This window comes from Spongiactinospora rosea (genome assembly GCF_003315795.1).
In the GTDB taxonomy this organism is placed as follows: domain Bacteria; phylum Actinomycetota; class Actinomycetes; order Streptosporangiales; family Streptosporangiaceae; genus Spongiactinospora; species Spongiactinospora rosea.
This window is the reverse complement of record NZ_QMEY01000025.1, coordinates 1-12,905: the sequence shown is the minus strand read 5'-3', so window position 1 is coordinate 12,905 and position 12,905 is coordinate 1. Positions and strand designations below refer to the sequence as shown.

The window sequence follows — 12,905 nt, the reverse complement described above, 5'->3', positions numbered from 1 at the left end:
GAAAAGCTTCTGCAGTCCCTCGCCCACGTAACAGCGAACACGCGAGGCTCACCGGTCATTCCTGACCACACGGAATCACTCGCTCATCGGCACTCTGACCTGGCGCTCCCTGGCCACCTCCACGGCGGAGTCGTAGCCCGCGTCGACGTGACGGATCACGCCCATGCCGGGGTCGTTGGTCAGCACCCTGGTCAGCTTCTCCCTGCCCAGCGCGGTGCCGTCGGCCACGGTGACCTGCCCGGCGTGGATGGAGCGGCCGATGCCGACCCCGCCGCCGTGGTGGATGGACACCCACGACGCGCCGGAGGCCACGTTGATCATGGCGTTCAGCAGCGGCCAGTCCGCGATGGCGTCGGAGCCGTCGAGCATCCCCTCGGTCTCCCGGTAGGGAGAGGCGACCGAACCGCAGTCGAGGTGGTCGCGGCCGATCACCACGGGGGCCTGCAGCTCGCCGGAGGCGACCATGTCGTTGAAGCGCTCCCCGGCCAGGTGCCGCTCGCCGTACCCGAGCCAGCAGATGCGCGCGGGCAGGCCCTGGAAGTGGACCTTCTCCTGGGCCATCCGGATCCACCTGGACAGCGGCTCGTTGTCGGGGAACAGCTCCAGCACGGCCCGGTCGGTGGCGGCGATGTCCTTGGGGTCACCGGACAGCGCGGCCCACCGGAACGGGCCCTTGCCCTCGCAGAACAGCGGGCGGATGTAGGCGGGCACGAACCCGGGGAAGTCGAAGGCGCGGGTGTAGCCCGCGAGCTGCGCCTCGCCCCTGATCGAGTTGCCGTAGTCGAAGACCTCGGCCCCGGCGTCCTGGAAGCCGACCATCGCCTCCACGTGGCGGGCCATCGACTCGCGGGCCCTTTCGGTGAACCCGGCCGGGTCCTTGTCCCGCTCCCTGGCCATGTCCTCGAACGCGACGCCGAGCGGGAGGTACATCAGCGGGTCGTGCGCGCTGGTCTGGTCGGTGACGATGTCGATCTGCGCGCCACCGGCCAGCAGTTCGGGCACCGCCTCGGCGGCGTTGGCGGCCACGCCGATGGACAGCGGGCGGCGCTCGGCGCGCGCCTCCTCGGCCAGGCGCATGGCCTCGGCCAGCGAGGATGCCCGCACGTCGAGGTAGCCGTGCTCGATGCGGCGCTCGATCGAACGCGGGTCGCAGTCGATGCAGACGGCCACGCCGCCGTTCATGGTCACGGCGAGCGGCTGCGCGCCGCCCATCCCGCCGAGGCCCGCGGTGAGCGTGATCGTGCCCGCCAGCGATCCGCCGAACCGCTTGGCGGCGACGGCGGCGAAGGTCTCGTAGGTGCCCTGGAGGATGCCCTGCGTGCCGATGTAGATCCACGAGCCCGCGGTCATCTGGCCGTACATGGTCAGCCCGGCCGCCTCCAGCCGCCGGAACTCCTCCCAGTTGGCCCAGTCGGGGACCAGGTTGGAGTTGGCGATGAGGACCCTCGGGGCCCATTCGTGGGTGCGCATGACCCCGACCGGCCGGCCGGACTGCACCAGCAGCGTCTCGTCGTCGCCGAGCGTGGTGAGGGTGCGCAGGATGGCCTGGAAGGAGGCCCGGTCGCGGGCCGCCTTGCCCGAACCGCCGTAGACGACGAGCTGTTCGGGGTGCTCGGCCACCTCCGGGTCCAAGTTGTTCTGGATCATGCGAAGGGCGGCCTCCTGGGGCCAGCTCTTCGCGGTGAGCGTGGTGCCGCGCGGGGCGCGCACCGTCGTACTGCCGGTCGTCATGGTGGGTCCTCTCCATCCAGGAGTCGGGGCTCCGTATCCGGATCTTACGAAAGTGTCCGAATTCGATTACGGGGGGGCATCCCCGGTCGGGGTCTCCGGCGGGGATGCCCCTCATGGCCGCCTGCCCGGGCGCACGCCCCGGGGCACGGCCCCCGGCTCGCGAAGGAGAGGCTTCGCAACCACCGCCGTTCCCGGTTTGCCGGTCGGCCAATCGCCGACATCACCCACCCCGCCTCATACTTTGGGCTGACTCGCCCCCGACTTTGTAACGAACTTCCCGCGGTCGCGGAACGCCACCGATGATGGGGTCCGTTGACCGATTTGTGAACGGCACGCTCGCGGAATCCGCCCCCGCCACCCCGATCGCCAAAGGGTCGTGGCGGCTTCTTCTCACCCACATCAAACCGCGCAAATGGCCTCTTGTCGCCGGTGGCCTGCTCGGCTTCGTCGGCGGCATCGCCGGGCTGGCCGAACCGCTGGTGGCCAAGTCGGTGATCGACGCGTTCGGGTCGGGGGCCTCGCTCACCGGGCCGATCGTCCTGCTGACCGTGCTGGTGCTCTTCGGGGCCACGCTGTCGGCGGCGGGGGCGTTCGTCCTGGAGCGCACCGCGGAGTCGATCGTGCTCAGCGCCCGGCTGGGGCTGGTCGGCCGGATGCTGCGGCTGCGCGTCCCCGACGTGGACCGGCTCAAGCCCGGCGACCTGATCTCCAGGGTCACCGCCGACACCACCCTGCTGCGCGCGGTCTGCACCGGCGGCGTCACCAACGGGATCTCCGCCCTGTTCATGCTGGCCGGGTGCGTCGTGCTGATGGGGTTCATGGACGTCGTGCTGCTCGGCGTCACGCTGGGCGTGCTGGCAGTGGTCGCCGCGCTGGCGCTGTTCGTCTTCCCGCGCATCGGCAGGGCCACCACCCAGGCGCAGGAGGCGCTGGGCGAGATGGGCGCGGTACTGGACCGGGCGCTGCAGGCGTTCCGCACGGTCAAGGCCGCGGGGGCCGAGGAGCGCGAGACCGAGGCCGTACGCGGGGCCGCGCAGCGCGCCTGGCGCAAGGGCGTCACCGCGGCCGGCTGGAACTCCATCGCGGGCACCGCCACCTGGCTCGGCGTCCAGCTCTCCTTCCTGGCCGTGCTCGGCGTCGGCGGGCTGCGGGTGGCCTCGGGCACGCTGGAGGTATCGGCGCTGATCGCGTTCCTGCTGTACCTGTTCTACCTGACCGGGCCGATCGGGATGCTGGTGGAGGGCGCCACCCAGTTGCAGACCGGGCTCGCCGCGGTGACCCGGCTGCGGCAGGTGGAGGAGCTGGAGGTGGAGGAGCTCACGCCGGGCGCCCCGGCCGCGTCCGGCGGTACGGCTCCCGCCGCGCTGGTCTTCACCGACGTGCGCTTCCACTACAGCCAGGACCGCTCCCCCGCGCTGGACGGGGTGTCCTTCGAGGTGCCCGCGGGCAGCATGACCGCGCTCGTCGGGCCCTCCGGGGCGGGGAAGTCCACGATGTTCGCGCTGCTGGAACGGTTCTACGAGCCGGACGGCGGGTCGATCACGCTCGACGGCCGGGAACTGCGCGACATCCCGCTGCCCGAACTGCGCGCCGCGCTCGGCTACGTCGAGCAGGACACGCCGGTGCTGGCCGGGACGCTGCGGGAGAACCTGCTGTTCGGCGCGCCCGAGGTGACCGAGGACGAGGTGGCCGCGGTGATCGCCCGCACCCAGCTCACCGACCTGGTGAACCGCCTGCCGGAGGGCCTGGAAACGCAGGTCGGCCACCGCGGGCTGATGTTGTCCGGCGGCGAGCGGCAGCGGGTCGCCATCGCCAGGGCGCTGCTGCGCAAGCCCCGGGTGCTGCTGCTGGACGAGGCCACCTCCCAGCTGGACGCGGTCAACGAGCTTCGGCTGCGCGAGGTGATCGAGGAGGTCGCGGCCACCACCACCGTGCTGGTGATCGCCCACCGGCTGTCCACCGTGACCAGCGCCCGGCAGATCGTGGTCCTTGAGGCGGGCCGGGTCCGCGCGGCGGGCGGCCACACCGAGCTGGTGGCCGCCGACGAGCTGTACCGCGAGCTGGCCACCACGCAGTTCGTGGCGAGCGGGGAGGCGATGGCGGGCAACGCCGGGTAGCCCGGCGCAGTTCACGATCGGAACAATTCAAGATCGGTTCGATCCACGGGATTCGGAGCGCCGAATAGCCGGTCGAGGACCCGGCCGGACCTCGTCGCAAGTCCGGCGGCCGGCTGCGGCCGGCCGCATTCTGGTCGAAGGGACCGAACCGACATGCATTTACGGATAGATCGGCGCGCCCTGATCGGGCTGGGCCTGGCGGGGGCGCTGGCCGTCTCCTCCATCGGCCTGCTCCGCGCCGACACCGGCACCGCGTCCTCACACCGCGAGGCTCCCGGCATCTCCGGTGACCCGCGCAACGACAACACCGACGTCTACGCCTTCGTCAGCCCTGACAAGCCGGACACGGTGACGCTGCTGGCCAACTGGATCCCGTTCGAGGAACCGCAGGGCGGGCCCAACTTCTACACGTTCGACAACGACTCCCGGTACACCATCAAGATCGACAACGATGGCGACGCCAAGCCCGACGTCGTCTACCAGTGGACGTTCCGCGAGCAGGACAAGCGCGGCAACACCACGTTCCTGTACAACAACGGGCCGGTCACCTCGCTGGACGACCCGAACCTGCTGTACCGGCAGTACTACACCCTCAAGCGGATCACCGAGTCGGGCACCAAGACCCTGGTGTCCGATGGCGTGGTCGCGCCCAGCAACGTCGGCCCGGCGTCCATGCCGAACTACGGCACGCTGCGCGCGCAGGCGATCACCGGGCTGCCCGGCGGCGGCAAGACCTTCGCCGGTCAGGCCGACGAGGCGTTCTTCCTGGACCTGCGGATCTTCGACCTGCTCTACGGAGGGGACCTGTCGGAGGTCGGACAGGACACGACAAAGGGCTACAACGTCCACACGCTGGCCCTCCAGGTGCCCGCGGACGAGCTCGCGCTGAAGGGCGACGCCACCCGCAACCCGGTCATCGGCGTGTGGTCCACGACCGACAAGAAGGGCAGCGACGGCTTCGTCCAGGTGTCCCGGCTCGGCAACCCGCTGGTCAACGAGGTCGTCGTGCCCGCCGGGCTGAAGGACGCCTTCAACGCCCTGCCCCCGGCCAAGGACGCGGGCGTGCCCGCGCTGGTCAAGCGGGTCACCGACCCCGAGGTGCCGCGGCTGATCGAGGCCATCTACGGCATCAAGGCCCCGGCCACCCCGCGCGATGACCTCGTGCAGATCTTCCTGACCGGGATCGCCAAGGCGAACGGCCCGATCAAGGCGGACCTCAACTCGCAGATTCTCAACAAGGACGCGGACCCGGACCAGTTCCGCCCCTCGGAGATGCTGCGGCTGAACACCTCGATCCCGCCGAGCAAGGACCCCGACCGGCTCGGTGTGCTGGCCGGTGACCTGGCGGGCTTCCCCAACGGCCGCCGCCTGGCCGACGACGTGCTGGACATCGAGCTGCAGGCGCTGGAGGGCGCGGCGCGCACCGGCGAAATCGTGCAGGCGCTCAAGGCGGGCGACAAGGTCGACAAGAACGACAAGCCGTTCGGGGCGACCTTCCCCTACATCCCGCTGCCCAGCAACAAGGCCGTCAACAAGAACTGACCCGTGCCGCGGGGCCCGCCGTTCCGGCGGGCCCCGCGCCCGTCATCCTTTCCCCGACCTTGGACCGGGCCGACATGAACCTGAAACGCAAGGCCGCGCTGCCGGTCGCGGCGATCGCGGTGGCCGTGACGCTGACCGCCGTCGCCCTGCTCATCCCCTCCTCCGCGCCGCCGTCCGCGACCGCCGCGCCCGCGGCGGCCGAACGCCCGGCGGGCTCGGCCGCCGACCTCGACCGCACGGTGACCGCGCTGCGGACCCGCCTCGCCCGGCTGCCCAAGGACCACCAGGCGTGGGCGGCGCTCGGATCGGCGCACGTCGAGCAGGCCAGGCTGACCGCCGACCCCGGGTACTACCCCAGGGCCGAACGCGCGCTGGCCACCTCCCTGCGCCTGGCCCCCGGCAACGCCGCCGCGCTCACCGGGCAGGCCGCGCTCGCCGCCGGGCGGCACGACTTCGCCGGGGCGGTGCGCCTGGCCACCGCCGCGACGCGGGCCAACCCGTACGGTCCGGGCGCGTACGGCGTGCTCGCCGACGCGTACACCCAGCTCGGCAGGCTCGCCGACGCCGACCGGGCGATCAAGTCGATGATGGGCCTGCGCCCCGGCGTGGCCGCCTTCACCCGCGCCTCCTACGCGGCCGAGCTGCGCGGCGACCTCGGCCAGGCGCGGGCCATGCTGCGGTCGGCCCTGCGCGACGCGTTCTTCCCCGCCGACGTCGCCTACTGCCGGCACCGGCTGGGCGAGCTGGCGCTGCGCTCGGGCGACCTGCGCGCGGCAGGCGCGGAGTACGACCACGCGCTCGCCGCCTACCCCTCCTACCTCCCGGCGCTGGCGGGCAGGGCCAGGGCCGCCGCGCTGGCCGGGCGGCTCGGCGAGGCCGCCGAGGGCTACCGCGCGGTGGTGGCGCGGCTGCCGCTTGCGCAGTACGTGATCGAGTACGCGGAGGTGCTGTCGGCGGCCGGGCGGGACCCGGCGGCGCAGTGGCGGCTGCTGCGCGGGATCCGCGAGCTGGGCGCGGCCTCGGGGGTGCGCGATGACCTGACGTGGGCGGAGTACGAGGCCGACCACGGGGACCCGGCGCTGGCCGTGCGGCACGCGCGGGCCGAGCACGCGCGCAACCCCAACCTCGCCGCCGCCGACGCCCTGGCCTGGGCGCTGCACCGGGCGGGCCGGTCGGCGGAGGCGCTGCCGTACGCGCGGCAGGCCACCTCGACCGGGTGGCGCAACGCGCTGGCCCGCCACCACCGGGCCGAGATCGAGCGGGCGCTGGGTGAGGACGCCGCGGCCCGGCGTTCGGCGCGGCTGGTCCGGAGCTACGATCCGGCGTTCGATCCGAGGCTGCCCGCGCTCGGCAGGCCGTCGTGATCGCGCTGGTGCTGGCCGCCGCGCTGGCCGCGCATCCGCTCGGGAACTTCACCGTCAACCACTACAACGGGCTGCGGGTGCTGCCGGACCGGGTGGAGAACGTCGCGGTGGTGGACGCCGCCGAGCTGCCCACGTTGCAGGCCGCCCCGCAGGTGTCCGCGTCGGGAACCGGGCGGTACGCGGCCGCCCGATGCGCCGAACTGTCCCGGGCGCAGCGCCTGACGGTGAACGGGACGGCCGTCCCGTGGCGGGTCTCGGGGGCCTCGTTCGCGTACGAGCCGGGCCAGGGCGGGCTCTCGACCAGCAGGCTCACCTGCCGCCTCACCGCGCCCGCGGACCTTTCCGGGCGCGCGTCGGTGGAGTTCGCCGACGGCTTCCTGACCGACCGGATCGGCTGGCGCGAGGTCACGGCGGTGCCGGAGGGCGTACGGCTGGCGGCGTCCTCGGCCCCGGCCGTGAGCGTCAGCGACGGCCTGCGGGCCTATCCGGAGGATCTGCTGTCCAGCCCGCCCGACCAGCGTTCGGCGCGGTTGTCGGTCGCGCCTGGCACCGGTACGGCGGCGGGCGCGCCGCTGCCGGGACCGCTCGCGGCCGGGCCGCTGGGGGACGCGCTGGCGTCGATCGACCGGACGTTCACCTCGCTGACGGGGGCCGGGACGCTGACCGTGCCGCTGGGGCTGCTGGCCGTACTGCTGGCGGCGGTGCTCGGCGCGGGGCACGCCCTGATCCCGGGGCACGGCAAGACCATCATGGCCGCCTACCTCGCCGGGCGGCACGGGCGGCGCAGGGACGCCCTGATCGTCGGCGCGACGGTCACCGCCACGCACACGGCGGGGGTGATCGTGGTGGGGCTGCTGCTGAGCGCGTTCTCGGCGCTGGCGGGCGAGGCGGTGCTGAGCTGGCTGGGCGCGGTGAGCGGCGTGCTGATCGCGGCCATCGGCCTCGGCCTGCTCCGATCTGCGCTGGTTCATCGTCGTCGCGATGTGGGTCACGGGCATGGGCATGGGCACGGGCATGGGCACGGGCCTTCGCGGCGGGGGCTGGTGGGGATGGGGGTCGCGGGCGGGCTGGTGCCCAGTCCGTCGGCCCTCGTCGTACTGCTGGGGGCCATCGGGCTCGGCCGTACGTGGTTCGGGGTGGCGCTCGTCGCCGCCTACGGCCTGGGCATGGCCGTCACGCTCACCGCCGCCGGGCTGCTGCTGGTCAGGGTCTCCCACCGGCTGCTGACCACACCAGGGGCCTGGTTGTCACGGCTGGCTCCGGTGGGCACCGCCGCGATGGTGTTCCTGCTCGGCGCGGGCCTGGCGGTGCGCAGCCTGATGGGGGCGGTCTGAGTCAGTCGTCCACGGCGGGCAGGTCGAAGTCGGTCGCGGGGTCGAGGTCGCCGTCCTCGGCCCTGCGCAACTTGATGTCATCGGCCCACGCGTACGCGAACCGCCGGATCTCGTGCACCCGCTCCTCGGGGACATCGAGGGCCAGGAAGTCGGTGTCGGCCACCAGATCGACGCCTTCCAGGCGCATGACGAGGTCCTCCAGGGAGAAGTCCTCGTCGTGCAGGCGGGCCAGATGCTCCAGCTCCCGGTACGGGTGGAGCCGCCCGGCCTCCGCCGCGTCGCGGAAGTCGCGGGCCAGTCCCCGCTCGTGGAGATCGCGCAGCCGCAGGCCGATCGCGTCGGGCAGTGCCACGACGGGGACATCGCCGCACCTGACGGGCGCGGCCTGAAGGGCCTCGCGCAGCAGGGCGAGCCGGCAGGTCTGCCCGGTGACCGGCTCGCTGATCAGCAGCAGGGACGCCCTCGGCCCCGACTCCAGATCGCCTACCACGAGCCCCGCCGCCCGGCACGCCTCGGCGGCGGCCCAGGCCACCCCTGCTGGCGGCTCCTCCCCCGTCACCGCGAACCGCAGGCTCTCCCCTGGCCGCTCGGCGAGCCCGTGCGCCAGCACGGCGTGCCCACCGGCCAGTGCCAGCCCGTACCGCTCGGCGACGGGCAGTAGCACCGACACCAGCCGCTCATGGAACTCCGGAAGCCTCAGCTCATCCATCCGGCCCGAGCCCCCGCATCATGCTCTCCCACGCGTTCCGATAGCCCGGCCCGAGGCCCATCCGCAGCAACGGCCAGTCCGCGGCGAGCAGGCCGGCGTTGAGGTAGGTCTCCGCGTCCCGCCTGCCGCCGCCGGTGATCACCGTGCGGTACATGCTCATGCGCAGCCGGCGGTCGGCGAGGTCGAACCGCGTCAGCCCCGACCACGCCAGGTGGGGTGGAAGCTCGACGACGCCGCTGGACGGGCCGCGCAGGGCGTCCAGGGAGGGCGGGACCCGCCCTGAGAGTCCGGTGGTGCGGGGCGGGAGCGGGGCTGCCATGGTCACAGTATGCCCACTGCGGGTCATCGGGCGGTCCAGGTGCGGGCGGCGGGGATGATGTCCTCGACCGGGGGGACATCTGGATACCAGGTGCGTTCCCATTCGAGCGAGATCCAGCCGTCGTAGGCGGCCTCGGACAGGGTGTCGTGGACGGCGTCCAGCGGCACGCCGCCCTGGCCGAGCGGGACGGGGGTGGGGTCCTCGGGGGAGGCCGCGTCCTTGATCTGCACGTAGCCCAGGTGGTCGCGCAGGGCCGCGTACGTCTGCGCCGGGGTCTCGCCCGACCGCCAGGTGTGCAGGGTGTCCCAGACGGCCCCGGTCGCGCCGGGCACGCCGGCCGCCGCCAGGAGCCGCCGCACGGCCGCGCCCGTGGGGTGGGAGTCGTGCGTCTCGACCAGCACCCGTACGCCCGCCGCCAGCGCGTGCGGCGCGATGGCGCGCAGCCGCCGCGCGGCCCGTTCGTCGTCGTCCAGCGAGCCGTCCCCGCCGGGGAACACCCGGACGAAGGGCGCGCCCAGGTCGGCGGCCAGGCTGACGTCGGCGCGCAGCGCGCCGAGCACGGTCTCGTCCGGCCCGGCGGACGCGATGCGCACATTTCCGGAGATCGCCGCCGCCCGCAGCCGGGACCTGGCCAGCAGGCCGCGCGCGTTGGCCCGTTCCGGCTGGCCCATCCCCGCGTGGACGCCGGTGTCGGGGTGCGCGCGCAGTTCCAGCCCGTCGCAGCGGCCCGTCATGGCGATGAGGCAGGCGTCCGCCAGCCCCGCGCCCGGCATGCCGAGGGTGGACACGGCCAGCGGCCACGGTGCCGTCATGGCAGCCTCCTGGTGCTCTCGCGGATGACGACCTCGGCGGCGACGGACTCCGTGGCCACGGCCTCGGTGCCGAGCGCCAGCTCGACGGCACGTCTCCCCATGCCGGCCAGCGGCAAACGTACCGTCGTGAGCCCGGGGGTGAGATCGCGCAGGGTGGGGATGTCGTCGAACCCGGCGACGGAGATCTCGCCGGGCACGCCCGCCCCGGCCGTGCGCAGCGCGGCGAGCGCGCCGGTCGCCATCACGTCGTTGACCGCGAACAGGCAGGTCACGTCGGTGCCGTCGGCCCACAGGCGGGCCGCCGCGGCGTACCCGCCGTCGCGGTCGAACGCGCCGGGCACCACCAGCGGCGGCGGCAGGCCGAGCGCGGCGACCCCTTCGGCGAACCCGGCGAGGCGGTCGGCGGCGGTGAGCAGGCCCGGCGGGCCGGACAGTACGGCGAAGCGGGTGTGGCCGAGCCCGGCCAGCGCGACGGCGAGGGCCCGCGCGCCGGTGCGGTTGGCGGGCACGACGGTGTCCACGCCCAGCAGGTCCTGGCCGATCACCGCGGCCCTGCCGCCGCTCGCGGCGAACCGGCCGAGTTCGGTGCGCAGCCGCAGGGTCACCGCCTCGTCCTCGGTACGGCTGCCCGCGAGCACGATGGCCCGCACCCGCTGGGCGCGCAGCGTGGCGACGTACCCGATCTCGGCCTCGGAGTCGCGTAAGGTCGTGCCGACCATGACCGTGAGGCCCCGGGTGTCGGCGGCGCGCACGACCGCGTTGGCGATCTCGGCGAAGTAGGGGTCGGACAGGTCGTGGACCACCAGGCCGAGGATGTCGCTGGCGCTGCGGGCCAGCGCCTGGGCCGCGCGGTTGGTGGTGTAGCCCAGTTCGGTGGCGGCGCGCTGGACGCGTTCGCGCAGGACCTTGCCCACCTGGCGGGTGCTCCCGTTGAGCACGCGCGAGGCGGTGGCCAGGGAGACTCCCGCCCTCCGGGCGACATCTTCGAGTGTGGCGTCTCGCGGCATGCCTGGCCTTTCGGATGATCGGACGAGCGAACGCGTTTCCCCCGAAATATCCGGCGCACGCTCCCCGCCGTACCTCAGTGCCGCTTGATCCGGCGCGGCGAGGGCAGGTCGTGACGGCCGGAGACGAACTCCTGAACGGCGATCTTGGCACGGATCACCGGGTGCCGCCAGCGTTGTTCGCGGCGTAGCGCGCGGGCCATCTTGCCGGGCCTGGGCCGCCGCGACCCGGGGGCGAAGAACCAGCGCGCCCACGGCGATGCGGGCCGCGCCAGGCGTACCGCGCCGACGATCAGCAGCACCGGCACGAACAGCCCTGCCAGCCCGGTCCAGATCTTGCCCTTGAGCAGCGTGGCGACCGCGAGCAGCAGGTTGGCCACCAGTACGCCGGGCGCGAAGAACGGCTCCGAGCTCAGCGGCAGCGCGCTCAGCGGCTCGGGCAGCTCCCAGGCCAGCGGGCGCAGCCCGATGAGCAGCATGCCGGTGACCGCCACGGCCACGAAGACGGCGTCGACCGAGGCCCGGCCCTCCTCCGACCAGTAGACGTCGCGCAGGTGCAGGATCAGCGCGAACTCATCGAGCACCAGCGCCGCGCCGACGCCGAAGACGGCCGCGGTGACCGCGTGCCAGCCTTCCGAACCCTCCGCCACGACCAGCCCGGACACGCCGCCGAAGAGCATCAGCACCACGCCGAACACCACGTGGTGGACGTGGACGTCGCCCACGCTGACGTTGGAGAACCACCAGCGCACCCGGGCCCGGATCAGCCGGACGTTGATGCGGGTGAACACGAACGCCAGGATCAACGCCGCGAAGAAGCAGAACAGCGGCAGTCTGCCGCTGTCCACGATGCGTGCCGCGAACCAGTCCCCCATTTGTCGTCCGCCTTCGATGGTAGGGCGATCCGGCGAGCGGTGCGGCCATCCGTCAGGCCAGGAACCCGCGCAGCAGCGCGGCGGTGGCCTCCAGGTGCTCGGCGACGGCGTGGTAGGCCGCCGCCGGGTCGCCGGCCAGGATCGCGGTGACGATGGCCCGGTGCTGGACGGCGGCGTGGTCGATGTTGGGCTGCAGGATCGGGATCGCGTTGAGCAGGTGGGCGATCCGGAGGCGCGCGTCGGCGCACGCCCCGGCCAGCAGCGTGGAGCCGGTGAGTTCGGCGATCGACAGGTGGAAGGCGGTGTCCAGGCGGCGGTAGTCGTCCGGGTCGGACCCGTTGACGTCGGCCAGGCGGCGGCGGAGGGTGTCGCGCTGGTGCTCGCTGAGCGTGGCGGCGGCGAGGACCTGGGCCGCGCCGCACTCGACCGCCATCCGGAAGTCGAGCGCGTCGGCGAGGCCCTGTCCCATGTCGGCGACGGCCTTTCGCAGGTCGGCGGGTTCGGAGTCGGCCTCGCGGTAGATCACGAAGGCGCCGCCGTACCGGCCGCGGCGCACCTGGAGGTAGCCCGCGTCGGCGAGGTACTTGATCGCCTCGCGCAGGGTGACCCGGCTGATGCCGAGGCGTACGGCCAGCTCGCGCTCGGCGGGCAACCGCTCCCCCGGCGGGACGACGCCGAGCTTGATGGCGCGCAGCAACCGCTCGACGGTCTCCTCGAACGCGTTTCCCGCACGCACCGGCCGCAGCACGGCGTCCAGGCGCGGTGAGTCTTCCAAATATCACCTCCGGCCCTTACCAAGATTACCCTGCGCGCGCCTCCAATGGTCTGAATGTGATCCAATGAGCGTCTCCTCAGAGCGTGTTTGAGAAGATCGCTTAGGGTGGTTCATGGGCAGATGTAGCGGGGTTGCCGTCGTGCGGGTCCGCCCCGGGTGAGACGCCGGGCCATGCCGCCGATGGCCGCCCAGCGGATGAGAGCTTCGGAGACCGTGGGGTCGCGTTCGTAGTCGCGGGCCAGGCGGCGGCAGGCGGTCAGCCAGGCCAAGGTCCGCTCCACCACCCAACGCCGGGAAATGACGGCAAAGCCCCGCTGGTCAGG

12 protein-coding genes are annotated in these 12,905 nt (G+C 73.2%); 4 read left to right on the top strand and 8 right to left on the bottom strand.

Features of this window, described 5'->3' with window-relative positions:
- Positions 1-75 precede the first annotated feature (75 nt).
- A complete protein-coding gene (gene hutU / locus DP939_RS36585; RefSeq protein ID WP_113985420.1) occupies positions 76-1,731 on the bottom strand; it encodes a urocanate hydratase in 1,656 nt (551 codons plus the stop codon).
- A gap of 323 nt (positions 1,732-2,054) precedes the next feature.
- Between hutU and DP939_RS36580 the strand changes: the two genes are divergently transcribed.
- From DP939_RS36580 to DP939_RS36565, 4 genes are all read left to right on the top strand, one after another.
- Positions 2,055-3,848: an ABC transporter ATP-binding protein gene (locus tag DP939_RS36580; RefSeq protein ID WP_225878715.1), complete on the top strand. Its 1,794-nt coding sequence runs from the start codon at positions 2,055-2,057 to the stop codon at positions 3,846-3,848.
- Between the two features lie 153 nt (positions 3,849-4,001).
- Entirely contained in the window at positions 4,002-5,390 is a 1,389-nt protein-coding gene (locus DP939_RS36575) for a DUF4331 domain-containing protein (RefSeq protein WP_113985418.1), read from the top strand.
- A gap of 74 nt (positions 5,391-5,464) precedes the next feature.
- Positions 5,465-6,754, top strand: coding sequence for a tetratricopeptide repeat protein (locus DP939_RS36570; RefSeq protein WP_147268274.1), 1,290 nt, complete (start codon positions 5,465-5,467; stop codon positions 6,752-6,754).
- On the top strand, positions 6,751-8,088 hold the full coding sequence (locus DP939_RS36565) for a nickel/cobalt transporter (protein WP_199565653.1): 1,338 nt from the start codon (positions 6,751-6,753) through the stop codon (positions 8,086-8,088). Before DP939_RS36570 ends, DP939_RS36565 begins: the two co-directional genes overlap by 4 nt.
- 1 nt (position 8,089) lies before the next feature.
- On the opposite strand, the gene DP939_RS36560 is transcribed toward DP939_RS36565, so the two are convergent.
- The 7 genes from DP939_RS36560 to DP939_RS36530 all read right to left on the bottom strand — a co-directional run.
- Positions 8,090-8,797, bottom strand: coding sequence for a hypothetical protein (locus DP939_RS36560; RefSeq protein WP_225878714.1), 708 nt, complete (start codon positions 8,795-8,797; stop codon positions 8,090-8,092).
- A complete protein-coding gene (locus DP939_RS36555; RefSeq protein ID WP_113985498.1) occupies positions 8,790-9,116 on the bottom strand; it encodes a hypothetical protein in 327 nt (108 codons plus the stop codon). The genes DP939_RS36560 and DP939_RS36555 overlap by 8 nt, the downstream gene beginning before the upstream one ends.
- Before the next feature lie 23 nt (positions 9,117-9,139).
- On the bottom strand, positions 9,140-9,928 hold the full coding sequence (locus tag DP939_RS36550) for a sugar phosphate isomerase/epimerase family protein (protein WP_113985416.1): 789 nt from the start codon (positions 9,926-9,928) through the stop codon (positions 9,140-9,142).
- Positions 9,925-10,935: a LacI family DNA-binding transcriptional regulator gene (locus tag DP939_RS36545; RefSeq protein WP_113985415.1), complete on the bottom strand. Its 1,011-nt coding sequence runs from the start codon at positions 10,933-10,935 to the stop codon at positions 9,925-9,927. The genes DP939_RS36550 and DP939_RS36545 overlap by 4 nt, the downstream gene beginning before the upstream one ends.
- Before the next feature lie 74 nt (positions 10,936-11,009).
- Positions 11,010-11,807: a hypothetical protein gene (locus DP939_RS36540; RefSeq protein WP_113985414.1), complete on the bottom strand. Its 798-nt coding sequence runs from the start codon at positions 11,805-11,807 to the stop codon at positions 11,010-11,012.
- A 52-nt stretch (positions 11,808-11,859) separates the two neighbouring features.
- On the bottom strand, positions 11,860-12,582 hold the full coding sequence (locus DP939_RS36535) for a FadR/GntR family transcriptional regulator (RefSeq protein WP_113985413.1): 723 nt from the start codon (positions 12,580-12,582) through the stop codon (positions 11,860-11,862).
- A 110-nt stretch (positions 12,583-12,692) separates the two neighbouring features.
- On the bottom strand, positions 12,693-12,905 hold a 213-nt coding region (locus tag DP939_RS36530), incomplete at its 5' end, for a transposase (RefSeq protein ID WP_147268187.1).

Bases quoted from the DNA above. Each gene is read 5' to 3' on its own strand.
- DP939_RS36560 (WP_225878714.1), bottom strand. From the start codon at position 8,797: ATGGATGAGCTGAGGCTTCCGGAGTTCCATGAGCGGCTGGTGTCGGTG.
- DP939_RS36575 (WP_113985418.1), top strand. From the start codon at position 4,002: ATGCATTTACGGATAGATCGGCGCGCCCTGATCGGGCTGGGCCTGGCG.
- DP939_RS36545 (WP_113985415.1), bottom strand. From the start codon at position 10,935: ATGCCGCGAGACGCCACACTCGAAGATGTCGCCCGGAGGGCGGGAGTC.
- DP939_RS36550 (WP_113985416.1), bottom strand. From the start codon at position 9,928: ATGACGGCACCGTGGCCGCTGGCCGTGTCCACCCTCGGCATGCCGGGC.
- hutU (WP_113985420.1), bottom strand. From the start codon at position 1,731: ATGACGACCGGCAGTACGACGGTGCGCGCCCCGCGCGGCACCACGCTC.
- DP939_RS36570 (WP_147268274.1), top strand. From the start codon at position 5,465: ATGAACCTGAAACGCAAGGCCGCGCTGCCGGTCGCGGCGATCGCGGTG.
- DP939_RS36540 (WP_113985414.1), bottom strand. From the start codon at position 11,807: ATGGGGGACTGGTTCGCGGCACGCATCGTGGACAGCGGCAGACTGCCG.
- DP939_RS36555 (WP_113985498.1), bottom strand. From the start codon at position 9,116: ATGGCAGCCCCGCTCCCGCCCCGCACCACCGGACTCTCAGGGCGGGTC.